The organism is Arthrobacter sp. BI5 (assembly GCF_056680065.1).
Map to the genome: position 1 here is coordinate 358,808 of NZ_CM155264.1, position 21,591 is coordinate 380,398.

The 21,591-nt window shown below is 69.4% G+C and carries 20 protein-coding genes; 9 read left to right on the forward strand and 11 right to left on the reverse strand.

The window, feature by feature from the left end:
• The first annotated feature begins 32 nt into the window (after window positions 1–32).
• Window positions 33–758, forward strand: a complete 726-nt coding sequence (locus AC1MED_RS01740; protein WP_479785131.1) for a hypothetical protein — start codon at window positions 33–35, stop codon at window positions 756–758.
• Window positions 759–790: 32 nt separating this feature from the next.
• The gene (locus AC1MED_RS01745) at window positions 791–1,579 is read left to right on the forward strand and encodes an SDR family NAD(P)-dependent oxidoreductase (RefSeq protein WP_479785133.1); all 789 of its coding nucleotides are present in this window, start codon (window positions 791–793) and stop codon (window positions 1,577–1,579) included.
• Window positions 1,580–1,590: 11 nt separating this feature from the next.
• Here AC1MED_RS01745 and AC1MED_RS01750 read toward each other — a convergent pair whose 3' ends face one another.
• The 3 genes from AC1MED_RS01750 to AC1MED_RS01760 all read right to left on the reverse strand — a co-directional run bounded on the left by AC1MED_RS01750 (window position 1,591) and on the right by AC1MED_RS01760 (window position 5,210).
• Window positions 1,591–2,658 (reverse strand): FUSC family protein, encoded by a 1,068-nt coding sequence (locus AC1MED_RS01750; RefSeq protein WP_479785135.1) that lies wholly within the window; start codon window positions 2,656–2,658, stop codon window positions 1,591–1,593.
• A gap of 190 nt (window positions 2,659–2,848) precedes the next feature.
• Window positions 2,849–4,438: an MFS transporter gene (locus AC1MED_RS01755; protein ID WP_346958435.1), complete on the reverse strand. Its 1,590-nt coding sequence runs from the start codon at window positions 4,436–4,438 to the stop codon at window positions 2,849–2,851.
• A gap of 253 nt (window positions 4,439–4,691) precedes the next feature.
• Window positions 4,692–5,210 carry an N-acetyltransferase family protein gene (locus AC1MED_RS01760; RefSeq protein WP_479785137.1) on the reverse strand — a complete coding sequence of 173 codons (519 nt, stop codon included), beginning with the start codon at window positions 5,208–5,210 and terminating at the stop codon, window positions 4,692–4,694.
• A gap of 114 nt (window positions 5,211–5,324) precedes the next feature.
• On the opposite strand from AC1MED_RS01760, the gene AC1MED_RS01765 reads away from it, so the two are divergent.
• Both AC1MED_RS01765 and AC1MED_RS01770 read left to right on the forward strand, forming a co-directional pair.
• On the forward strand, window positions 5,325–5,555 hold the full coding sequence (locus AC1MED_RS01765) for a hypothetical protein (RefSeq protein WP_346958437.1): 231 nt from the start codon (window positions 5,325–5,327) through the stop codon (window positions 5,553–5,555).
• A 72-nt stretch (window positions 5,556–5,627) separates the two neighbouring features.
• Complete coding sequence (locus AC1MED_RS01770) at window positions 5,628–5,885, forward strand: hypothetical protein (RefSeq protein ID WP_346958438.1); 258 nt, start codon at window positions 5,628–5,630, stop codon at window positions 5,883–5,885.
• 29 nt (window positions 5,886–5,914) lie between these two features.
• Here AC1MED_RS01770 and AC1MED_RS01775 read toward each other — a convergent pair whose 3' ends face one another.
• Window positions 5,915–8,494 (reverse strand): ATP-dependent DNA ligase, encoded by a 2,580-nt coding sequence (locus tag AC1MED_RS01775; protein WP_479785140.1) that lies wholly within the window; start codon window positions 8,492–8,494, stop codon window positions 5,915–5,917.
• 40 nt (window positions 8,495–8,534) lie between these two features.
• Between AC1MED_RS01775 and ku the strand changes: the two genes are divergently transcribed.
• Window positions 8,535–9,686, forward strand: coding sequence for a non-homologous end joining protein Ku (gene ku / locus AC1MED_RS01780; protein WP_479785142.1), 1,152 nt, complete (start codon window positions 8,535–8,537; stop codon window positions 9,684–9,686).
• A 37-nt stretch (window positions 9,687–9,723) separates the two neighbouring features.
• On the opposite strand, the gene AC1MED_RS01785 is transcribed toward ku, so the two are convergent.
• The 7 genes from AC1MED_RS01785 to AC1MED_RS01815 all read right to left on the reverse strand — a co-directional run bounded on the left by AC1MED_RS01785 (window position 9,724) and on the right by AC1MED_RS01815 (window position 16,128).
• Complete coding sequence (locus AC1MED_RS01785) at window positions 9,724–10,011, reverse strand: DUF7218 family protein (protein WP_479785144.1); 288 nt, start codon at window positions 10,009–10,011, stop codon at window positions 9,724–9,726.
• Window positions 10,012–10,013: 2 nt separating this feature from the next.
• A complete protein-coding gene (locus AC1MED_RS01790; RefSeq protein ID WP_479785146.1) occupies window positions 10,014–10,517 on the reverse strand; it encodes an SRPBCC family protein in 504 nt (167 codons plus the stop codon).
• Window positions 10,518–11,078: 561 nt separating this feature from the next.
• Window positions 11,079–11,357 (reverse strand): HPr family phosphocarrier protein, encoded by a 279-nt coding sequence (locus AC1MED_RS01795; protein ID WP_138767728.1) that lies wholly within the window; start codon window positions 11,355–11,357, stop codon window positions 11,079–11,081.
• Window positions 11,358–11,415: 58 nt separating this feature from the next.
• Window positions 11,416–13,500, reverse strand: a complete 2,085-nt coding sequence (locus tag AC1MED_RS01800) for a PTS fructose transporter subunit IIABC (RefSeq protein ID WP_479785148.1) — start codon at window positions 13,498–13,500, stop codon at window positions 11,416–11,418.
• Window positions 13,501–13,502: 2 nt separating this feature from the next.
• The gene (locus AC1MED_RS01805; RefSeq protein ID WP_479785149.1) at window positions 13,503–14,489 is read right to left on the reverse strand and encodes a 1-phosphofructokinase family hexose kinase; all 987 of its coding nucleotides are present in this window, start codon (window positions 14,487–14,489) and stop codon (window positions 13,503–13,505) included.
• The gene (locus AC1MED_RS01810) at window positions 14,486–15,310 is read right to left on the reverse strand and encodes a DeoR/GlpR family DNA-binding transcription regulator (RefSeq protein ID WP_346958445.1); all 825 of its coding nucleotides are present in this window, start codon (window positions 15,308–15,310) and stop codon (window positions 14,486–14,488) included. Before AC1MED_RS01810 ends, AC1MED_RS01805 begins: the two co-directional genes overlap by 4 nt.
• 554 nt (window positions 15,311–15,864) lie before the next feature.
• Window positions 15,865–16,128, reverse strand: coding sequence for a DUF6458 family protein (locus AC1MED_RS01815; RefSeq protein WP_479785151.1), 264 nt, complete (start codon window positions 16,126–16,128; stop codon window positions 15,865–15,867).
• Window positions 16,129–16,483: 355 nt separating this feature from the next.
• Between AC1MED_RS01815 and AC1MED_RS01820 the strand changes: the two genes are divergently transcribed.
• The 4 genes from AC1MED_RS01820 to AC1MED_RS01835 all read left to right on the forward strand — a co-directional run bounded on the left by AC1MED_RS01820 (window position 16,484) and on the right by AC1MED_RS01835 (window position 21,533).
• Window positions 16,484–17,101: an alpha/beta hydrolase gene (locus AC1MED_RS01820; RefSeq protein ID WP_346958447.1), complete on the forward strand. Its 618-nt coding sequence runs from the start codon at window positions 16,484–16,486 to the stop codon at window positions 17,099–17,101.
• Window positions 17,102–17,285: 184 nt separating this feature from the next.
• Window positions 17,286–18,296 (forward strand): LacI family DNA-binding transcriptional regulator, encoded by a 1,011-nt coding sequence (locus tag AC1MED_RS01825; RefSeq protein WP_479785153.1) that lies wholly within the window; start codon window positions 17,286–17,288, stop codon window positions 18,294–18,296.
• A gap of 106 nt (window positions 18,297–18,402) precedes the next feature.
• Window positions 18,403–19,149: an HAD family hydrolase gene (locus tag AC1MED_RS01830; protein ID WP_479785155.1), complete on the forward strand. Its 747-nt coding sequence runs from the start codon at window positions 18,403–18,405 to the stop codon at window positions 19,147–19,149.
• 53 nt (window positions 19,150–19,202) lie between these two features.
• A complete protein-coding gene (locus AC1MED_RS01835) occupies window positions 19,203–21,533 on the forward strand; it encodes a glycoside hydrolase family 65 protein (protein ID WP_479785157.1) in 2,331 nt (776 codons plus the stop codon).
• Window positions 21,534–21,591 lie beyond the last annotated feature (58 nt).

The following is a 21,591-nucleotide window of genomic DNA, read 5'->3' on the forward strand; positions in this document are numbered from 1 at the left end:
TGCTTGTCCGTGTTGATGTCGATCCCGGACACGTGACTCTCGAAGTTACCGGTTGCCTGACCCAGGCGAACTACCCCGCCCTGTTGCACATCGTGCGCCGCGCCAGCCGTCTTGCCGCCGGCTCGGACGTGAGCATCGATCTCCACGGTGCCTCCCACCTCGACCCGGAGATCCTGCTCTACCTCCGCCAGCTCGCCGCAACCAAGGACCCGGTGGCCACCCCGGACGCCGTGGCGGCCGCCGTCGGGATTGCCCCGGGCGGCTCCGAGTCCTTCCGGGTCCGCCTCCAGGAACCAGCCGAGCTGCCGATCTGCCTGCTGCACGTCGGCTCCGACGGCGAGGCGCTCGCGGGCCTGGACGGCGAGATCAGCGGAGCCGTAAACGGCCGGCTTCTCGCGGAAGTCGACACCATCGACGGCGCCGCTCCCGCGCCGGACGGTACCGGCTGCGCCGATTCGGAGTTGATCGAAGGCCTTGAGCTCTCCGATTATTTCGAGGGGACCCTGGATCCGGCCGCCACCGTGCAGGCACTCTCCGACGAGGCCCTCGGCCAGCTGGCCGACGCGCTGTACCGCCACTTGGACACCCCCAGCCCCTCCTTCGGCGCCCACACCTGGTACGAGCTCGCCGCCGAAGAGCTGCAGCAGCGCTATCGCGCCTCGGACGCGGCCGGCGCCGGGCAGGACCCTGCCGACGTGAACGGCGCCCCGGACGGCCCGGCGGACGGCGAACTCGCCGCCGGTCCGGTGCCCGCCTGACTCCCCGCAGGCCGCGCCGCTAGGCTGTGGTTATGAACACACCCGCGCACGGATCGTCAGCCACCCCCGGCACCGCTTTGGTCACCGGCGCTACCGCCGGCCTCGGGGCCGAATTCGCCCGCCAGCTCGCCGAGCAGGGCCACCCGGTCGTTCTCGTGGCACGTGACGAGGCGCGGCTGCGGGACCGCGCAGCGGAACTGGAAAACCGCTACGGCGTCCGGGCCGAGACACTGGCCGCCGACCTGGCTGACGACGCCGGTGTGGCCGCCGTCGTTGCACGCCTGAGCGATCCGGCACGGCCGGTGGACATCCTGGTCAACAACGCCGGGATCGGGCTGCTGCAGTCCTTTGCCGACAACGCCATCGCGGACGAAAAGCGGCATCTCAAGCTGCACGTCGAGACGGCCATGGAACTGACGCACGCCGCGCTGCAGGGCATGCTGCAACGGCGTTCGGGCCGGATCATCAACGTGGCGTCCGTGGCGGCGTTCCTGCCCCGCGAAACGTATTCCGCCGCGAAGTCGTGGCTGCTCAGCTTCAGCCGCTGGGCCAACCTCGCCTATGCCGGGCGCGGGGTGAAGGTGACGGCGGTGTGCCCCGGCTTCACGCACACCGAATTCCACGACCGGATGGGCATGGACAAGACGGTGGCGCCGCGCTGGATGTGGCTGCAGGCCGACCAGGTGGTCCGCGAAGGCCTCGCCGACAACGAAAAGGGCAAGGCCGTCTCGATCCCGAGCAGGCGCTACAAGATTCTCACCGCTGCGACGCGCGTACTGCCCGCCCGGCTGGTCGCGGGGCCGCCGCGGCGCGCGAAGTAGGCGCGGGCGCGCTACCTGACCGTTGCCGGGGCGGCCGGCCGGCGGCGCCGGATCAGGACCACCACGGCGATCCCGGTGCAGGCGCCGATCAGGGTTTCGACCGCCCGTTCCGCCACCAGCAGCCGCGGGTCGGCGGGGAAGGCCAGCTGCGTCATCAGCAGGATCACGGGGGTGAATGACACCATGGCGAGGCCGTAGTGGCGGGCCATAAAGAGCTCGGTGGTGAACTGCAGGACGATCACCAGGACCGCCACGGCCGCCGTCTCGTGCCCGGGAAAAAGCCGCAGCGGTGACCCCGCCCAGGGGAACAGCACGACGGCGACCACCACCAGGCCCAGCAGGGTGCCGACAATCCGGTGCAGCCCGCGGTAGACGCTGCTGGGCAGGTCCGCGCCCGCCAGGGGGACCGCCGCCGCGGCCATAGCCCAGTGCGGGTGCCCGCTGCCGCTCATCACCCCGATGCTGCCGGCCGCCGCTACCGCGGCCAGGTACCGCGCCGCGTGGATCCAGGCTGCGCGGCGGCGGACTCCGCGCAGCGGCGGTACGTCGCGTTCCGCGCCGCGTTGCCAGGCCCGGCCGCGGACCCAGCCGCCGAAGCCGACCACCATGGCGAATGCCGCGGACCCCGCGCCGATCAGGACGGCGAGCGGCCACGGGTCCGCGGTGGGGATGGAGGCGCAGGCCCCCAGCGCCAGGATGCCGAAGAACGGGCCGTTGGGCCGCAGCCCGACCCTGTCCGCGAACAGGGATCCCGCGGAGGCCAGGACCGATTCCACGGCCACGAGGGCCCAGGAGTGGAGCTGGTTCACCGAGAGCAGGACGCCGACGCCCAGCCCGCCCACCAGAACGAAGGCCGCCTGCAGCTGGTGCTTAAGCCTGAGCTGGTGCGGCTCCGAGCGGCCGTACATCCCGGTGAGGGCGCCAAACACGGCGTAGATGATGAGGTCCGGTCGCCCGGCCGCGAGCAGCGCCAGGGACGGCACCGCCACACTGACGGCGACGCGCAGCGCCGAGACGCGGTCGCGGTTCGCCGGGCCTAGGCGGTGCAGGACACGGACGTGCCGCAACAGGGACTGCACGCGGACCTCCTCGGGGTGCGGATCGGGGTGGGGATGGGGCGGTTGGGGAGGGGTGTCGCCTGGGACGCTGGCGGCGGCCAGCGAACGCGCCAAAGGCCTGCCCCGGGTGCTTCCCCCAATGGAAAAGTACGCGGGACAGGCCTCTCTGGGCGGGGCGCTGGTTAGGGCGTTCCGGGCCGGCGGGCCCGGACTAGGCCCGGGCCGGAACCTTGCCGGCGTCTGGGCCGTTTGCGTCGGCCGAGGTGAGCGGCATGTCCATGTGCTCCAGGTCGATCAGCGGGTTCTCGTCCTGCGTCTCGACCAGTTCGCGGGCCTCGGCCTGGGTGTCGACGCTCGGCATGGAGCCCGGCAGCGGCATCTGAGCCGATTCCTTCAGGAAGTAGATCGCCACTGCGCCGATCGCCGAGGTGGCCATCAGGTAGTAGGCCGGCATCATGTCGTTGCCGGTTGCGTTGATCAGCGCGGCGACGATGAACGGGGTGGTGCCGCCGAAGATCGCAACCGAGAAGTTGTACGCAATTCCCATGGCGCCGTAGCGGCTGGCCGTCGGGAACTGGGCCGGCAGCGCGGACGCCAGGTTGGCCACGTAGAACGTCACCGGGAAGGCGATCAGGGCGAGGCCGGCCAACGTGGACCAGATCTCACCGACGCCGATCAGGAGGAACGCGGGGGTGGCCAGGACGACGGTGCTCAGGGCGCCGATCCACAGCACGGGGCGGCGGCCGATCCGGTCGGAGAGCTTGCCGGTGAGCGGGATGCAGAGGCTCATGATGACCAGCACGGGGATGGTCAGCAAGGTGCCGTGCAGCTCGTCGTAGCCCTTGGACTCGGTGAGGTAGGTCGGCATGTACGAGGTCAGGGCGTAGCCTGCGGTGTTGGCCGCGGCTACCAGGATCATCGCGACGATGATAGAGCGCCAGTAGGCCTTCACAATGCCCACCGGGCCCTTGGATGCGGCCGCGTCGGCGGCGGTTGCGTCCTTGGCGAGGTTTTCCTGGGCGTCCAGGGTGGCCTGGAACTGCGGGGATTCCTCGATCTTGCTCCGGAAGTAGACGGCGATCAGGCCCAGCGGACCGGCCAGCAGGAACGGGATACGCCAGCCCCACTGCTCCATGGTGTCCTGGCCGAGCGTCAGCTGCAGCACGGAAACCAGGGCGGCGCCGGCCGCGAAGCCGAGGTAGCTGCCCATGTCCAGGAAGCTGGCGAAGAATCCGCGCCGCTTGTCCGGGGCGTACTCGCTCACGAAAGTCGTGGCGCCGGCGTACTCGCCGCCGGTGGAGAAGCCCTGGATGACCTTGAACAGGACCAGCAGGACCGCGGCCCAGATGCCGATCTGGGCGTAGCCGGGCAGCAGGCCGACGGCGAAGGTGCTGGCGGCCATGATCATCAGGGTCGCGGCGAGGACCTTCTGGCGGCCGATCTTGTCGCCAAGCCACCCGAACACCACGCCACCGAGAGGGCGGGCGATGAAGGTGGCGGCGAAGGTGCCGAGCAGGAAGAGGGTCTGGACGGACTTGTCCGCCTCGGGCAGGAAAACCGGCCCCATGGTGGTGATCAGGTAGCCGAACACGCCGACGTCGTACCATTCCATGGTGTTACCCACGATGGTGCCGCCGAGCGCTTTTTTCAGCATCGGCTGGTCGACGACGTTGACGTCGGACTCACGGAGCCGACGTCGGCGCAGCTTTGGTTTCTTGGCGCCCCTGGGTGCGCCTTGGTTGGTTCCGCTGGCGTTCAAAACGCCAGCTGAAGAGTCGGTCGTGCTTCGGTCTTTGGGCATTTGGGCAACTCCTGTGGAGGTCATTTGCTTGCGACTTGTAGCTGCCCCGCTCCGGGCAGGCTTTCAATTTTACGCGATTTCCATGGCGTTTCCGATTCTGGTGCCGTATGATCAGCCGATTCCGGCGCCAAAGGGGCACTATCGGCGGTGACTTCGTGCCGGATTTATCCGCGCCGCTCTTGGGAAGAAGCCGTGTCCCGGAACTTTCCGCCAAGTTTTTTCGCATCGGCCCGCATTTGGGCGCTTTTCGGGACTATCCGGCAGCCTTTCGGGGCCTTCCGGCCGGCCGCACCAGACGTATCTCGGGCAGTTCGAACCAGTCGGCCGGCAGCAGTTTGCGTTCCCCGTCGGGCCGGAACCCGTGCTTGGCGTAAAAGGCCCGGGCCCGTGGGTTGTCTTCGAGCACCCACAGGTAGGCGGGGGAGTGGCCGATGGCGGCTTCCAGCAGGGCGGCGCCGAGCCCGCTGCCGTAGGCGTGGGTCAGCGTGTAGAGGGAATACAGCTCCAATTCCCGGGGCCGGTCCGCGTCCCGCCCCGGTCCGGCGTCGGCGAATCCAATGATGTTGTCGCTGGCGTCCACGGCGATGATCCGGGGCTCGGCACCGTCCAGGTGGGGCCGGCGCCGTTCCACCCGCTCGAGGAGGTTGGCGCGCCGGGCTTCAAAGAACGCCGCGGGCAGCTGGGCTGCGTAGCACTGCTCGTGAGCCAGGGTGTGCATCCGGACCAAGGCATCGGCGTCGTCGGCAGTGGCGTGACGAATGGTGTAATCCATGCCCCAGCCTAACTTTTCCTGTCTCTGTCCAACGGGTGCGGACGCCGCCTATGGTTGACTCATCGCCGGCGTCGTTGCCGGTGTTGGCAACAGCCGAGCCGAGGAGAGCTTCCCATGACAGAGAACACCGGCAAGCGCGAAGAGCCCGGAACGCCCGGGGCGGATGAACCCGGCGCCGCGGCAAAGCCGGAACAGGGCGTCAAATCCCGCCTCACCGATGCCCAGCGGGAAATGCTGGCCAGCAAGTCCCGCGGCGGGGCCGGGTTGCCCAGTGTCGGCCGCAGCCATAAGCCCACCCATGCCAGCGGCAAGCAGGGTCCCGCGCAGAAGAAAGTCCGCTGGTAGGACCTAGAGACATCTCAACGGCGCCGACCTACGATTGGGGGACGCTTCATTTCATCGCAGAAAGGAAGAGCCATGGCGGATCATCACTCGAAAGAAGAGATCGAGCCGGAGGTTGCAGGTCACCTGGCGGAGTCCATGGACGAGGTGCCCGGGCCCGAGAGCAAGCGCCCGGAACCGCCGTCGCCCGCGGACGGCCATGAGTGGCCTGACGGCAGCGGGAAGCACCGTCATCCCAAGGACCGCGATGTTGTCCGCGGTCAGCAGGCACAGCAGGTGGCAGACGCGGCCATCCACCGGCAGAGCCGCCCGCAGATCCCGCATCACGACTAAACACCCTGGGGGTCCGCCACGGCGGGCCCTCAGCCACGTTCGACGACGACGTCGGCCGGGGCTTTGTCCAGGCGCCAGCCGCGCCAGACCGGGTGGCGGAGCTTCCCGCCGGCTGTCCATTCGCCGAACGTCACCTCGCCCACCAGCTTGGCGGACACCCACTGGGCGTCCGAGGCGTCTTCGGCGGGGACCTCCGCGAAGGGCGAGGTCTTGCGCGGCAAAGCATCCAGCTGCTGGCGCAGTTCCCTGAGTTCGCGGCCGCTGAAACCGCTGCCCACCCGGCCCACGTAGCGCAGCTTCGTCCCCTCCGGGATGCCCAGCAGCAGCGAACCGACCGTGTCGCGGCGCCCGCCGTTGCCTGGCCGCCAGCCGCCCACCACCACTTCCTGGGTCTTCCCGAGCTTGAGTTTGAGCCAGGACCGGCTTCGCTGGCCGACGTAGCGCCCGCCGGTGCGCTTGGCCATCACGCCCTCGAGCCCCAGCTCCTCGGCGCTTTCCAGGATGTGCCCGACGTCGGCGTCGATCACCTCGGACAGTTCAACCGGGCAGGCACCGTCGCGGGAACCGGCCCCGAAGAAGGCCTCCAGCCGGTCCCGCCGCTCCCGGAGGGGCCGGCGCCGCAGATCCTCCCCGCGCTCGGTGAGCAGATCGAAAAGCATCAGGCGCACCGGGGTGGAAGCCCGCGCCTTCGCGACGTCGGCGGCCTTGCTCAGCTTCATCCGCCCCTGCAGCAGCCCGAAATCGGGGCGGCCGGACGGTCCGACGGCGATGATCTCGCCGTCGGCGGCGAAGTCCTGCGGCGGCCAGCAGGAGCGCTCCGTGAGCTCCGGGTAGCTGGCGGACATGTCCTTGCCGTTGCGGCTGATCAGCCGGATGCGGTCCGCGTCGCCGAGGATCAGCGCCCGGATACCGTCCCATTTGAGTTCAAACTGCCAGTCCTTGTCCGCCAGGTCCGCAGGGGTACCGGCGCTCGCCAGCATCGGCGCGAGCTCCGCCGGGTCCGGTGCGGAGCCGGCCGGGCCGGCGGCGGCAGGGCCGCGGGCGGAGCCGGCCGGGGGGTCTGCAGCCGCCGGCCGGCGGCCCGCCGGGGCCGGTTGGCGGCCGGGCCCGGCGTCGGGGGTGTCCATGAGGTGGATGAGCCACTGGTCGTTGGCCTGGCCGGTGTGGATCAGTGCGAACCTCCGGGTGCCGCCCAGCCCACCGCCCTCCGCTCCGGTGAGGGTGGCGATGACCTCCTTGCCCGCGATCCACTTCTCGCACTCGTAGTGGCCGCGGTCCCAGATGCTGACGGTGCCCGCCCCGTACTGGCCCTTGGGGATGGTGCCCTCAAAGTCCGCGTAGTCCATCGGGTGGTCCTCGGTCTGGACGGCGAGGTGGTTTTTGGCCTTGGTGGTGGGGACGCCTTTGGGCAGCGCCCAGGAGACCAGCACGCCGTCGCGCTCGAGGCGGAAATCGAAGTGCAGCCGGCTGGCGTGGTGTTCCTGGATGACGAAGCTTTCCCGGAGCGTGCCGCCGTCCGTCCTGCCGCGGTGCTGTTCGGCCGTGAACGGCTCCGGCGTGGCCGCCGCGTCCCGCTTGGCCCGGTAGGTCTCCAGCCGGGGGTCGGTATCGCCGCCGTCGCCGGTATTGTCCGCGGTGTGGGCGTCGGCCCCGGACCGGGCCCCGGCGCCAGCGCCGGCCGCCGGCGCGCCGGGGTGAGTGGCGGAATGGGCGGCGTGGGCGCCGCCGGAGATGGCCGCGAACGGGTCCTTGCCTGCCTGCACCCGCTTCATCACCTCCCGGTAGTCGAGCTGGCGCAGGGACGGCGAGCCGAGCTCCCGCCAGGTCCGCGGCGCCGCCACGGTGGGCCGGAGCCTGCCGCGCAGCGAGTAGGGCACGATCGTGGTCTTCGCGGCGCTGTTCTGGCTCCAGTCCACCAGGACCTTGCCGGTGCGCAGGGTCTTCTTCATGTCGCTGACCGCCAGGTCCGGGTGGTCCGCCTCCAGCGCCCTGGCCAGTTCGTGGGCAAACTCCGAGACCTGGTCCGAGCTCTGGGTCCCGTCCAGCGCGGCGTAAAGGTGGATGCCTTTGCTGCCGCTGGTCACGGGAACGGGCTCCAGGCCCACGTCCTGCAGGATGCTGCGGGCCAGTTTGGCGACTTCCACGCACTCGGCCAGGCCTGCGCCGTCGCCGGGGTCCAGATCCAGCACCAGCCGGTCCGGCGGCATGGCGTTGCCGTGCGAATCCACCCGCCACTGCGGCACATGGATCTCCAGCGCCGCAATCTGGGCCAGCCAGGTGAGCGTGGCCGGATCGTTGACCAGCGGGTACTGGATGGTGCGCTCCTTGTGCGTGATGGACGCCCGCGGCACCCACCCCGGCGTGGAGTGGTCCAGGTTCTTCTGGAAGAACATCTCGCCCGGCGCGCCGGCGGTGCCCACGCCGTGGACCCAGCGCTTCCGGGTGGCCGGACGGTTCGCCGCGGCCGGGATCAGGACGGGGGCCACCGCGGCGTAGTAGGCGAGTACATCGGCCTTGGTCGTCCCGGTCTCCGGGTACATCACCTTTTCCAGGTTGGTCAGCACCAGTTCCCGGCCGTCAACGCGGACGCGTTCCTTGCTGTCAGCCAAAACACTTCACCTCCGTCCGGCTCTGGTGTTCACTTGAGCCATGAGAGCCATCTGGAAAGGCGCGATAGCGTTCGGGCTGGTCAACGTCCCGGTGAAGGTCTACAGCGCCACCGAGGACCACGACATCAGCCTGCATCAGGTCCACAACGCCGACGGCGGCCGGATCCGCTACCAGCGCCGGTGCGAGGTCTGCAGCAAGATCATCGACTACGAGGACATCGACAAGGCCTACGAGGACGAGGGCCGCACGGTGATCCTCAGCCGCGAGGAACTCAAGTCGATCCCGGCGGAGAACAGCCACGAGATCGAAGTGGTGCAGTTCGTCCCCGCCGAGCAGCTCGACCCGATGATGTTCGAGAAAAGCTACTACCTCGAACCGGACGCCAAGTCGCCCAAGGCCTACGTGCTGCTGCGCCGTGCGCTGGAAGATACCGACCGGGTGGCCGTCGTGCAGTTCGCGCTGCGGGAAAAGACCCGGCTGGGGGCGCTGCGGATCCGCGGCGATGTGCTGGTGCTGCAGGGGCTGCTCTGGGCCGACGAGGTGCGCGAGGCGAGCTTCCCCGCGCTGGAAACCAGCGTGCGGATCTCGGCGCAGGAGCGGGAAATGTCCGCAGCCCTGGTGGACTCGATGGCGGCGGACTTCGAGCCGGAGCAGTTCACGGACGAGTACCAGCTCCAGCTGCGGCAGCTGATCGACGCCAAGATCGAACAGGGCGAGTCGCTGGATACGGAGGAGACCTTCGGCGCCCCGGCGGCGGAGGCCGGGACCGGCGAGGTGATCGACCTGATGGACGCGTTGAAGCGCAGCATCGAGCGCAAGCGCGGAGCCGCTGCCGGTTCCGGTGCCGGTTCCCGCGCCGCTGCGGACGACGCTGCAGACAACGACGGTGGTGCAGGGGAGGACGACGGCGCGGCGGGCGGCAGCAAGCCGAAAGCTGCCCCAGCCCGGACCACCAGGTCCAAGGCGGCCCCGAAGGCAACCAGCGCGAAGGCGGCCTCCGGCGGAGCCGGCGGTACCGGGAGGGCGTCCAAGACGACCTCCGCGAAAACCCCCGCGGCCAAGGCGACGGCGTCGAAGAGTGCCGCATCGAAAACCGCCACGTCCAAGACCGCTGCCGCCAAGACAACCGCCGCCAAGACGACCGCGGCGAAGACAGCTGCGACAAAGGGGGCGGCGCGCAAGGGCGCCTGAGCCGGGGGTAGCCGCCTGCGGCGCTGCCGTCATCGGCTCAGGAGTTCCGCAGCGCGGAGATGAGTTCGCTCTTCTTTTTCGCCGAGTAGCCCTTGAGCCCGATTTCCTTGGCTTTTTCCTTCAGCTGCGCGACCGTCCAGTCCTCATAGTCGCCGGACTTGCCGCCCTTGCGGCCCACCGAGGACCGGCCCCGCTTCGCCGCCGCGTTGGAGATCCGGGCAGCCTTCTGCTTCGAGGCGCCGTCGTCCAACAAGGCCTCGTAGAGTTCCGGGTCCTTGATGCTGGGGCTTTCGGAACCCTTCGGCTCACCTTTCTTCGTGGGCATGGCTACCGCGGCCCTCCGTCGGCGGGATCAGCCGGCTGGACGTCGTCGACCTCGCCGCGGTCAACGGAAGAGCGCCACCCGCCGGTTTCGATGCCGCGGGACTCGATGAACTCCTTGAAGCGGCCGAGGTCCGCGCCGACCTGGCGGCTGTCCGCACCGAGCGCGGAGCCGGCCTTCTCCACCATGCCTTCGGGCTCCCACTCCAGTTCGACGCTGACGCGGGTGCGGTCGGCGCCGAGGGAGTCGAACGTGACGGTGCCGGTGGTGCGGGGTTTGTCCGTGCTGACCCAGGCGATCCGGTGGTCCGGTGTTTGCTCGGTGATCTGGGCCAGGTATTCGCGCCGCACGCCGGCGATGTCGGTGCGGAACTGGAGGGAGGTCTCGTCGATCTGCTCCACGGCCTCAACGCCCCTCATGAACACCGGGAAGGTCTCGAACTGGGTCCACTGGTTGTACGCGGTCGACACGGGGACGTCGACGTCGATGCTCTCCTGCACGCTTGCCACGGTTCGTCTCCTTAAGGCGGGAACTGGTCCTGGCGGCTGCCCGTCCGGCAGCCGCGTTTTCCAAGCTATCGACGCGGGGAGGGGAACACAAGCATCTACTAAGGCCCCTTACGGATGCTGCGGGGGGAGTGGCCGGGAGCGGAAACGACGGCGGCCCGGTGCTAGCCCGTCACTACCCCGTCATCGGTGCCACCACTGGACATGCCCTCCGGTCAGGTCCGCCAATGGACACTGTGCCCCTATGCCCACGCGCCGCGGCCAAGGATGGACATGTCCCGTCGGGCGCGGCGTTGGGGACTGGACATGCTCCCGGGGTATGCGTGATGGCTGGGAACGCGCTCCCCTCGAGGCCGGCTGCGAGAAACCACGGGACATGCCCTCCGGTCAGGTCCGTCGATGGACACTGTGCCCGTATGCCCACGCGCCGCGGCCAAGGATGGACATGTCCCGTCGGGCGCGGCGTTGGGGGACTGGACATGTCCCGCGGGCCGGCATCGGCGGAAACGACGGCGGCCCGGCACCACCCCGCGAAGGGTGCTGCCGGGCCGCCGCGGCGGGCCGCTATTCGGCGTCGTGGTCCGTTTCGAGGATCTGGACGAGGCGGTCCAGGGCGGCGTCGGCGCCGTCGCCCTCGGCACGCAAAACCACAACCTCGCCGTGCGATGCGCCGAGGCTCATCAGCGACAGGATGCTGGCGGCGTCCATGGCCTCGTCTTCCGGTTCGCCGAGCCGGGCGATGGTGATTTCGAGATCGAACTCGCCTGCAGCCTCGGCAAAGATGGCGGCCGGACGGGCGTGGAGCCCCACGCGGCTGGCAATGGTGGCGTTACGTTCGGTCATTTCTGCTCCTTGATTTCAGCTTTGGATGATCAGCTTGGGAAGGTCTGTTCGGACCGGCTCAGACGGTTACGGGAACCGGTTCAACCGTATCAACGGTCTTCTTGACTGCCCAGCGCTTGAGCGCGATCACGGACAGCGCGGTGACCACCGTGCCGACCAGGATCGAGACGACGAACATCAGGAAGTTGTCGATCGCGAAGAAGACGAAGATGCCGCCATGCGGAGCCTTGGAACCGACGCCGGCCGCCATCGAAATGGCGCCGGTCACCGCGCCGCCCACCATGCTGGCGGGGATGACGCGCAGCGGGTCGGCCGCGGCGAACGGGATGGCGCCTTCGGAGATGAAGGAGGCGCCCAGCAGCCAGGCGGCCTTGCCGTTCTCCTGCTCGGCGAGGCTGAACAGCTTCTTGTTCAGCACGGTGGAGGCAAGGGCCATGGCCAGCGGCGGCACCATGCCGGAGGCCATCACGGCCGCCATGATCTGCCACGGGGCCTGGTTGTCCATGGATGCGGCGCCGAGCCCGGCGACTGCGAAGGAGTAGGCCACCTTGTTGACCGGTCCGCCCAGGTCGAAGCACATCATCAGGCCCAGGATCACGCCGAGGGCGATGGCGCTGGCGCCGGTGAGGCCGGACAGCCAGCCGTTCAGGCCCTTGGTGATGGCGACGATCGGGCCGCCCAGGATCAGGAACATCAGTCCCGAGGCGACCAGGGAGGCCAGCAGCGGGATGATGACCACCGGCATCAGGCCGCGCAGCCAGCGCGCCACTTGGAGCCTGCCGATCATGTGAGCGACGTAGCCGGCGAGCAGGCCGCCGACGATGCCGCCGAGGAAGCCGGCTCCCATGAACCCTGCCACGGCACCGGCGACAAAGCCGGGGGCGATGCCGGGACGGTCGGCGATCGCGTAGGCGATGTAACCGGCCAGGGCCGGGACCAGGAAGCCCAGCGAAAGCGCACCGATCTTGAACAGTACGGCCCCGAGGTAGGCGCCCAGCGGGCCCCAGGCGTTGTCCGGGAACTCCGTGGGCAGGTTGAAGAGGCTGTTCTGCACCACGATGTCATCGGCGAAGTTCGTGATCAGGTAGCCGCCCATCAGGAAGCCGAGGGCGATCAGGAGGCCGCCGCCTGCCACGAACGGGATCATGTAGCTGACGCCGGTGAGCAGGGCCTTCTTGAGCTTCTGGCCGATGTGCTCGCCCTTTTCCTCGGCCTCGTGCTGGGCCTGTTCCTCGGCGCCGAAGTGCGGCACGCGCCGGGCGTTGGGGTTGTCCGCCGCGGCGAGGGCCTCCTGGACCATCTTGTCCGGCTCGTCAATGCCGCGCTTGACCGGGGCGTTGATGACCGGCTTGCCGGCGAAGCGCTCCTTGCCGCGCACGTCGACGTCGACGGCGAAGATCACGGCGTCAGCCGCGGCGATCACGGCCGGATCCAGGGCCTTGGCGCCGGAGGAGCCCTGGGTCTCGACCTGCAGGTCCACCCCGACTTCCTTGGCGGCCGCCACGAGGGAGTCGGCGGCCATGTAGGTGTGGGCGATGCCGGTGGGGCACGCCGTGACCGCGACGAGGCGCTTGGTGCGGGGAGCCCCGGCGGGTTCAGCCGCGGCGGGTGAACCGCTGGCGCCGGCCGGCGCCGCGCTTGCTCCGGCCGCCGTGCCTGCCCCGGTGGGGACGGCAGCGTGGCTGGCGGGCTTGTCCGCCAGCGCGCCCTCGACCAGCTCCACGACCTCGGCCTGCGTGGCGGCGGCCCGCAGCGCTGCGGTGAAGTCCTTTTTGATCAGCGACCGGGCCAGCTTGGAGAGCAGCTTGAGGTGCTCCTGGTCCGCGCCCTCCGGGGCGGCGATGAAGAAGATCAGGTCTGCCGGGCCGTCCTTGGCGCCGAAATCAACCGGCTGGGACAGTCGCGCCATGGCCAGCGTCGCTTCCGTGACCGCCGTCGAACGGCAGTGCGGGATCGCGATGCCGCCCGGCACGCCGGTGGCGGTCTTGGATTCGCGGGCGAAGGCATCGGTGAAGAGCCCTTCGACTTCGGTGGCGCGTCCGTTGGCTGCAACTCTGCCTGCCAGGTGCCGGATCACGTCCTCGGGCGTATTGCCTAGATTCTGGTCGAGCTCGACCAGTTCGGTAGTAATGAGCTGGGTCACTGTCAATCCTTCTTCAGGGCCGTGATGGTTACGGCGGCGGGGGTTGTTTGGTGCACTGCCGGGACGGTGGAACCGGGCAGGGAAGCAGCGGCGGCACCATGGGCCACCGCCTGACGCAGGCAATCGGCCGGGGCGGCGCCCTGGCTGGAGGCGAGCAGGTAGCCGGCCAGCGAGGAATCGCCGGCGCCGACCGTACTGACCGCCTTGACCGGCGGGTGCGTGGCCAGCCACGCGCCGTCGGCCGTCACAAGCACCGCACCCTTGGAACCGAGGGTGGCGAGCACGGCACCCACCCCGGAACGCACGACGGCGGCGGCGGCTGCCGCGGCAGCCTCCGGATCGGCCTCGAGTTCCTCGGCGGACTTATCCGTGGCGAACCCGGCTGCGGCAGCCAGCTCCGCCAGTTCCTCGGCGTTGGGTTTGAGCAGGTCCGGTTTCCCCAGGGCGTCCCCGGAGATCGCGGCGGCAAGCGGTTCGCCGGAGGAGTCGACGGCGATGAGGGGTGCCTCGGTACCGTCGTGCAGGGAACGCAGCCGCCGGGTCACGGTGGCGTAGAAGTCGGCCGGGACTCCGGGCGGAAGGGACCCGGCCAGGACAACCCAGCTGGCGCCGCGGGAGGAGTCCAGCAGCAGCCCGATCAGGGCCTCCTGCTGTTCGCCGCTCAGTGCCGGGCCGGGCTCGTTGATCTTGGTGGTGACGCCGCCGGGCTCGGTGAGCGCCACGTTGCTGCGCAGCGGCTCGCCGATGGGCAGGGCGGCGAACGGCACGTCGCTGTCCCGCAGCCCGGCGAGCACCGGGTCCGCGTCCGCTCCCGGCAGCACGGCAAGGGTTTTCAGGCCGGAAGCCACGAGGGCGCGGGAGACATTGACTCCCTTGCCGCCGGACTCCTGCCGGACGGAAATGGCGCGCTGGACTTCGCCGCGGAGCAGGGGGCCGGGCAGCGCCACGGTGCGGTCCAGGCTGGGATTGGCCGTGAGGGTGACGATCATGCGACCACCACCTCCACTCCGGCGTCCGCGAGGGCCGCGGCGAGGTCCGGGCTGGGTGTCGTGTCTGTGATCACGGTGTCCAGATCTTTCAGGGAGGCGAACTGGACCAGCGTTTCCGCGTCCAGCTTGGAGGAATCAGCCAGCACCACAATGCGGCGCGCTGAATGGACGAAGGCGGCCTTGACGGCCGCTTCTTCAGGATCGGGAGTGCTCAGCCCGAAGGCCGCGGAAATGCCGTTGGTGCCGATGAATGCGATGTCGGGCCGGATCCGCCCGGCGGCTTCGACGGTGGACTGGCCGACGGCGGCCTGGGTCAGGCCGCGGACCTTGCCGCCGAGCAGGTGCAGGGCGATGCCGGGGCCGCCGGACAGCTTCGCCGCGATGGGCAGGGCGTGGGTAATAACCACGAGTTCGGCGTCGCCCGCGGCGCCAGTGGCGGCCGCCGCTCCGGCGGATCCGGCCGCGGCCGTGCGGGCCGCGAGCAGATCCGCGAGGGCCTCGGTGGTGGAGCCGGCGTCGATCAGGATGCTGCCGGACCGGCCCTGCGGAATGAGGGCCAGGGCCGCCTCGGCGATCCGGGTCTTCTCGGGCTGCCGCTGCACGGTGCGCTCGAGGATGCTTTCTTCCGTGGTGCTGATGCGCTCGGGGGAGACCGCGCCGCCGTGGACCCGGCGGACGGTGCCGGCGATCTCAAGGGCCGCCAGGTCGCGGCGGACGGTCTCGGTGGTGATGCTGAAGCGCTCGGCGAGGTCGGTCACGCTGGCCCGGCCGCTGGCGGCGACGAGCTCCACGATCAGTTGCTGGCGTTCCTCGGCGAACACTTGCCCTCCATTGCGACGTTTAATTCGGGTGCTGCTGCTCCACGCGCCGGGGCTCCGGCTGCTTCGGTGACCCCCATCACATGAAGTGGAATTGATTGACTTTATCTTTGTTCATGTTGCTTTGTCAACGAAAAACCACATGAACGCAGAAACGGATCTCGGATGGGTCCGGGGACATGCCCAGTTCGTGCGCTTTGAAGGGGACATGCCCATTCCTCGCGGCCCGCAGCGGGGGACATGCTCATCCCTCGGGTCGAAACGTGGGCATTTCGGGTCTATGTCCACTCGCCGCGTCCGAGGCTGCGCATGTCCGGACGAGCGTTGGGCATGTGCGGACGTAATACAGGGGATTGAGCCTGGCTGTCGGGCCGAAGGGTTGGCATGTCCATTCGCCTTGTCCGGGGCTGGTCCTGTCCACTCACCGCGTCCGAGGCTGGGCATGTCCCGACGGGGGCGTTCGGCGGCTGCAGCTTAACCGCCGGACGCCCGGCCCGACCTCAGAGGTCCGGCCCGGCGCCCGGGTCAGTTGGGTAGCGCGTTGCTGCGCCCGAGGATCAGATCCCGGCGTCGCGGCTTTCATTGCGGGTGATGGTCTCGCCGGTGTTGGGGTCGACGACGGAGCGGGTTTCACTGACGCGGCGGGTGCGGCCACGGCCGGGGGAGGCCAGGATCAGGGACGCGACCAACCCGATGACGCCCACCACCATCAGGATGTAGCCGACCATGGTCTGGTCCACGTTGGGGATTAGGCCGGGCGCGATGGCCCAGGCCAGGATGGCGCCGATGGCGATGAGGAAGATGGAGGAACCGATTCTCATGACTTGCTCCTTGGTGTCCGGTGGGACCGATAGGTATTGCTAAGCATGCTGTCAAGCGTCACGCTACAGCCAGGTACGTGTCCTTTCAACGATTCCGCGGCCGCCCCGCCGGGGGAATCCGCAGGTGAGGGGCTGAATCGGGCCATGCCGGGTCCATTTCCGCGGCGTTTCCGGACGACGGCGTCACTTCCGGACAGGCGCGACGCGGATCCGGGGTGCATCTGTCCGAATCCGCAGCGGCAATCCGGGGCCGCAGCGGAAACCCAAGCCCGTAGCGCAACCCGTGGCGGGACCCGGCAGCCCGGTGCCGGACCTGGCGCGCCGCCAGCCCGGCCGGGCTGGCTAGGCTGTCCCCATGGATACTGTCGTCTGGTCTAAGCCGGAGGCCGAGCGCGCCGGCACGCCGCTGCTGGTGATGCTGCACGGCTACGGCACGGACGAGACCCGCATGGCGGCCCTGTTTCCCAACCTGCCGCCCGCGTTCACCTGCGCCGCCCTCCGCGGGCCTAAGGTGATCGGCGACCACTACGGCTGGTTCCTGCTGGACTACTTCCTCACCCACGACTTCGCGGACGTCATCGCCGCCACGAATTCGGTCTTCAGCTGGATCGACTCCGTCAAGGACCGGCACAGCAGCGTCAGCCTGCTCGGGTACTCCCAGGGCATGGCCATGGCGAGCACCCTGCTGCGGCTGCGGCCGGAGGGCTTCCGCGCCGTCGTCGGGCTGTCCGGCTTTGTGCTGGACAACGAACTGCTCGCCATGAGCGAGGCCTTCGACGCGCGGCCCCCGTTCTTCTGGGGGCGGGATAAGGCGGATCCGGTGATCAACGACGCCGCGACGGCGCACACCGAGGACTGGCTGCACCGGAACACCCAACTCACGGCGCGCAGCTACCCCGGAATGGGCCACTCGATCTCCCCGGCCGAGCTCGTGGACGTCGGCGCGTTCCTGCGCCATTACGTGCTGCGCTGAGGCTCCTCCCGAGGCGGCCGACGCCGGCTCCCGCGCCGCCGGACAAGTCCATTCGATGGAACACCGCGGCCACTTGCGCGCCGAATTTATAAGCGCTTACACTCATCTTTGGCCAATTTGATCGGCCCACTACTGCAGGGGGAAGAAAGGTCCAGGCCCGTGTCGCATGGCTAAGGCTCCACGCGTGACCATCCAGGACGTCGCAGCCCTTTCCGGGCTCTCCATCTGCACCGTCTCCCGCGCCCTCCGCGACCTCCCCAACGTGTCCGAAAAGGCCCAGGCCAAGGTCGCCGACGCGGCCGCCAAGCTGGGCTACAAGGCCTCACCCGCGGCCGCGCGGCTGGCCGGCGGCAGCACGGGGTCCGTGGCCATCATCACCCCCACTGCCACGGCCTGGTTTTTCGCCCGGGCCGTCGAAGCCGCCGAGGAGGTCTTCGCTGACAGCGGCTTCGACACCGTGCTGATCAGCCTGCGGAACCGGCCCAGCGTGCAGCGCAAGCTCTTCTGCGACCTGGCCGGCCTGGCCCAGCGGGTGGACGGGGTCCTGCTGCTCAATGTCGCCCTCGACGGCGATGAGATAGCCGCCCTCAAAGCCTCCGGCCTCGCCGTCGCGAGCGTGGGCATGCGCGGCGTGCCGTGGGACAACGTCGGGATCGACAACCAGGAGGCCGCCCGGCAGGCGACCGGCCACCTGCTCGGCCTGGGCCACTGGGACCTGGCGATGCTGGCCGGCCGCGAGCCCGGGGACCGCTCGGTGGACACCGCGGACGCGCGGCGGCGCGGCTTCGAGCTGGCCCTGGCCGAGCACGAGCTGACCGTCGACCCCGACCTGGTGCTCGACGCCGGCTCCAGCATCGAGGGTGGACGCCGCGCCATGACGGAGCTGATCGAAAACCGCCGGATGCCCTCCGCAGTGTTCGCCGGCTGCGACGAGACTGCCTTCGGGGCGCTGATGGCCCTGCGGGACCTCGGTTTGTCAGCACCGAAAAACGTCTCCATCATTGGAATAGACGATCATCAGATGAGCTGGTTCCTCGGGCTGACCACTATTGCCCAGCCGGTCGCCGACCAAGGCGCGTTCGCCGCCAACCTGCTGATCGAAAGGCTGCACCGCTCGGGGCTTCCGAATCCCCCCGCCACGCACCTGCTGGAGACCAAGCTGGTCGAGCGCAGGACCACCCGCCGCCGGCGCTGATGCCGGACAACGCCCCCAGAAAAGCGCCCGGCCCCGGAGCGCCGTCCCGCGGGGCCACCACCCTTCCCAAGGCTTTACCGGACACGTCTGAAAGGACCCCCAATCCATGACCGAGAATTCCCCCGCCACGCCCGGCCACGCCGGCGTGCTCGCCGGCGCCTCCGCCATCCTCTTCGACCTCGACGGCGTCCTGACCCCCACCGCGGTGGTGCACGAGCGCGCCTGGCAGGAACTCTTCGACGGCTTCCTCAAGAACGTCCCGGAGGCGCAGGGCTACCGCGAGAGCGACTACTTTGACCACATCGACGGCAAACCCCGCTTCGACGGGGTCCGCGACTTCCTCGCCTCGCGGAACATCGTGCTGCCCGAGGGGCCGGCCGACGACGACCCGGCGCACGACACGGTGCACGGCCTCGGGAACCGCAAGAACAAGGTCTTCAACGACATCGTCGCCGCCGGCGGCGTGAAGCCTTTTGAGGGCTCCGTCCGCTTCATTGAGGCCGCGCTCCAGCGCGGACTCAAGCTCGCCGTCGTCTCCTCCTCCCGCAACGCCGTCCCGGTGCTCAAGGCCGCCGGGCTGTCGGACTACTTCCCGGTGGTGGTGGACGGCGTCGTCGCCGTGTCCGAGGGGCTGCCGGGCAAACCCAGCCCGGCCACTTATCAGTACGCCGCCCGGCTGCTGGGCCTGCCCAGTGAAGAGTGCGTCGTCGTCGAGGACGCCGTCTCCGGTGTCCAGGCTGGAAGCGCGGGGAGCTTCCATTCGGTCATCGGCGTGGACCGCGGAGCGGGCCGGAAGACCCTGCTCGACGCCGGCGCCACGATCGTCGTCAACGATCTGGCCGAACTGCTCTAGCCGGCCGCCGCCACCCCCCACCCGCACACCGTCACCGCCAAAGGACCCCAACCATGGCTCTCATCACCTCGGACCGCGCCAGGTTCCCCAACGACCCCTGGCAGCTCGTGGAAACCGTCCACCTGCCGGGCAATGCCGGGACGCTGGAGACCCTCTTCAGCCTCGGCAACGGCCACCTCGGCATCCGGGGTGCGCACTGGGCCGCCGCCGACGCCGAGCTTCCGGGCAGCTTCATCAACGGCTTCCACGAAATCTGGGACATCAAGCACGCGGAAAACGCCTACGGCTTCGCCCGCACGGGCCAGCGCATCCTGTACGTCCCGGATGCCAACAACTTCGTTGTGGTGATCGACGGCGAGATGCTCAGCCTTGAGGAATCGACCGTGCTGGACTACCGGCGCAGCGTGGACTTCGCGACCGGCGTCTACGAATGCCGGATCGTCTGGCAGTGCCGTTCCGGCGCGACCGTGACCACCACGGAACGCCGCGCGGTGGGGTACCAGGCGCGCGGTGCCCTCGGCATTTCCCTGGAAGTCGCGGCCGACCGGGACATCTCCGCCGACGTGACCTCCGCCGTCGTGAACCGGCAGGACCAGCCGGTGGAAGACCACTCCGCCCATGACCCGCGCCGCGCCGGCCGGCACGCCGGGCGGGTGCTGCTCCCGGTAAGGCTCGACGGCGGCGACGGCTCGCTCCGACTGTCCTGGGAGGCCGCCGAGTCCAAGCAGCGGCTCGGCATGGCCGTGGACCACTGGACCTCGGCCGGGGTCCAGCCGTTCGACACGCAGGTGGACCAGGACGACAGCAGCGTCCGCTACGTCCTCGCCGTCAGCGCGGACGCACCGTTCGTGCTGGAGAAAAGCGTCAGCTACGCGGTGGGGCCATCCCCGGACGAGGACCTCGCGGACACCGCCGAGAGGTCACTGCTGCCGCTGGCCGAGATCTTCGCCCAAAGCGAGGCGCATTACCGCGAGTACTGGACCACCAGCGACATTGTGGTGGGCGGGCAGGCCGAGCTGCAGCAGGCCATCCGCTGGAACCTTTTCCAGCTGGCGCAGGCCACGGCCTGCGCCGACGTGGCCGGCATCCCGGCCAAGGGCGTGTCCGGCTCGGGCTACGACGGACACTACTTCTGGGACCAGGAGGTGTACCTGCTGCCGTACCTGACCTACACCAGCCCGGGCAACGCCCGCCAGGTCCTCGAATTCCGCCATGACCTGCTGCCCGAAGCCAGGGTCCGCGCCAAGGAGCTCAGCGTCGACGGCGCCCTCTTCCCGTGGCGCACCATCAACGGTCTGGAGGCCAGCGCCTACTACGCCGCCGGCACCGCCCAGTTCCACATCGCCGCCGCGATCGCCTTCGCCACGAACCGCTACATCTGGGCCAGCGGGGACACCGGGTTCAAGGAAACCCTCGGCTCCGAACTGCTGATCGAGACCGCACGGATGTGGGCCTCACTGGGCTTCTTCGGCAAAGACGGGCTCTTCCACATCCACGGCGTCACCGGCCCGGACGAGTACACCGCCGTCGTCAACGACAACCTCTACACCAACGTCATGGCCCGCTTTAACCTGCGCGCCGCCGCGGCCCTGGACCACCCCGCGATCGACGACGCCGAGCGGGAAGTCTGGGAGCAGGCCGCCAACCGGATGCAGCTGCCCTTCGACGAGGACCTCCAGGTCCACTCGCAGGACAACGACTTCATGACCCTCGAGCCGTGGGACTGGACCACGCCGCGGTCCAAGTACCCGCTGCTGCTGAACTTCCACCCGCTGGTGATCTACCGGCACCAGGTCCTCAAACAGGCCGACACGGTGCTGGCGATGTTCCTGCAGTGGCAGGACTTCACCGCCGAGGAAAAGCGCCGCGCCTTCGACTTTTATGACCCCATCACCACCGGCGACTCCACCCTGTCCGCCTGCGTGCAGGGCATCATGGCCGCCGAGGTGGGGTACGGCAGGGCCGCGCTGGACCACTTCATCCACGCGCTCTACATCGACCTCGACGACACCCACGGCAACACCATCGACGGCGTGCACATCGCCTCGACCGGCGGGGTCTGGAGCTCGCTGGTCAGCGGCTTCGCCGGACTGCGGGACCAGGGCGACGTGCCCTACTTCGATCCGCGGCTGCCCGCCGAATGGGACAGCCTGTCCTTCCACCTGAAGCTCCGCGGCGGGCTGCTGCGCGTCGAGCTGGACCATGCGGCGCTGCGGCTGAGCGTTCCGGACGGCGCGCCGCTGGACGTCGACGTGCGGGGCGAACGGTTCACGGTCGGCAGCGAGCCGGTGGACGTGCCGCTGCATGCCGTGGTGAGTCCGGAGCCCACGGTGTTCCCGGGGCCGGCGACGGCGTCGATCCCGGTGGTGCGCGCCGTCAATTAGCGGCCGGGCCGCCGGCGGGCGGGCGGCGGGCTTGTCCGTCTGGCAGGAGGCGGCCGCC

Bases quoted from the DNA above. Each gene is read 5' to 3' on its own strand.
- AC1MED_RS01745 (WP_479785133.1), top strand. From the start codon at position 791: ATGAACACACCCGCGCACGGATCGTCAGCCACCCCCGGCACCGCTTTG.
- AC1MED_RS01755 (WP_346958435.1), bottom strand. From the start codon at position 4,438: ATGCCCAAAGACCGAAGCACGACCGACTCTTCAGCTGGCGTTTTGAAC.
- AC1MED_RS01760 (WP_479785137.1), bottom strand. From the start codon at position 5,210: ATGGATTACACCATTCGTCACGCCACTGCCGACGACGCCGATGCCTTG.
- AC1MED_RS01765 (WP_346958437.1), top strand. From the start codon at position 5,325: ATGACAGAGAACACCGGCAAGCGCGAAGAGCCCGGAACGCCCGGGGCG.
- AC1MED_RS01770 (WP_346958438.1), top strand. From the start codon at position 5,628: ATGGCGGATCATCACTCGAAAGAAGAGATCGAGCCGGAGGTTGCAGGT.
- ku (WP_479785142.1), top strand. From the start codon at position 8,535: ATGAGAGCCATCTGGAAAGGCGCGATAGCGTTCGGGCTGGTCAACGTC.
- AC1MED_RS01785 (WP_479785144.1), bottom strand. From the start codon at position 10,011: ATGCCCACGAAGAAAGGTGAGCCGAAGGGTTCCGAAAGCCCCAGCATC.
- AC1MED_RS01795 (WP_138767728.1), bottom strand. From the start codon at position 11,357: ATGACCGAACGTAACGCCACCATTGCCAGCCGCGTGGGGCTCCACGCC.
- AC1MED_RS01805 (WP_479785149.1), bottom strand. From the start codon at position 14,489: ATGATCGTCACCCTCACGGCCAATCCCAGCCTGGACCGCACCGTGGCG.
- AC1MED_RS01815 (WP_479785151.1), bottom strand. From the start codon at position 16,128: ATGAGAATCGGTTCCTCCATCTTCCTCATCGCCATCGGCGCCATCCTG.
- AC1MED_RS01820 (WP_346958447.1), top strand. From the start codon at position 16,484: ATGGATACTGTCGTCTGGTCTAAGCCGGAGGCCGAGCGCGCCGGCACG.
- AC1MED_RS01830 (WP_479785155.1), top strand. From the start codon at position 18,403: ATGACCGAGAATTCCCCCGCCACGCCCGGCCACGCCGGCGTGCTCGCC.
- AC1MED_RS01835 (WP_479785157.1), top strand. From the start codon at position 19,203: ATGGCTCTCATCACCTCGGACCGCGCCAGGTTCCCCAACGACCCCTGG.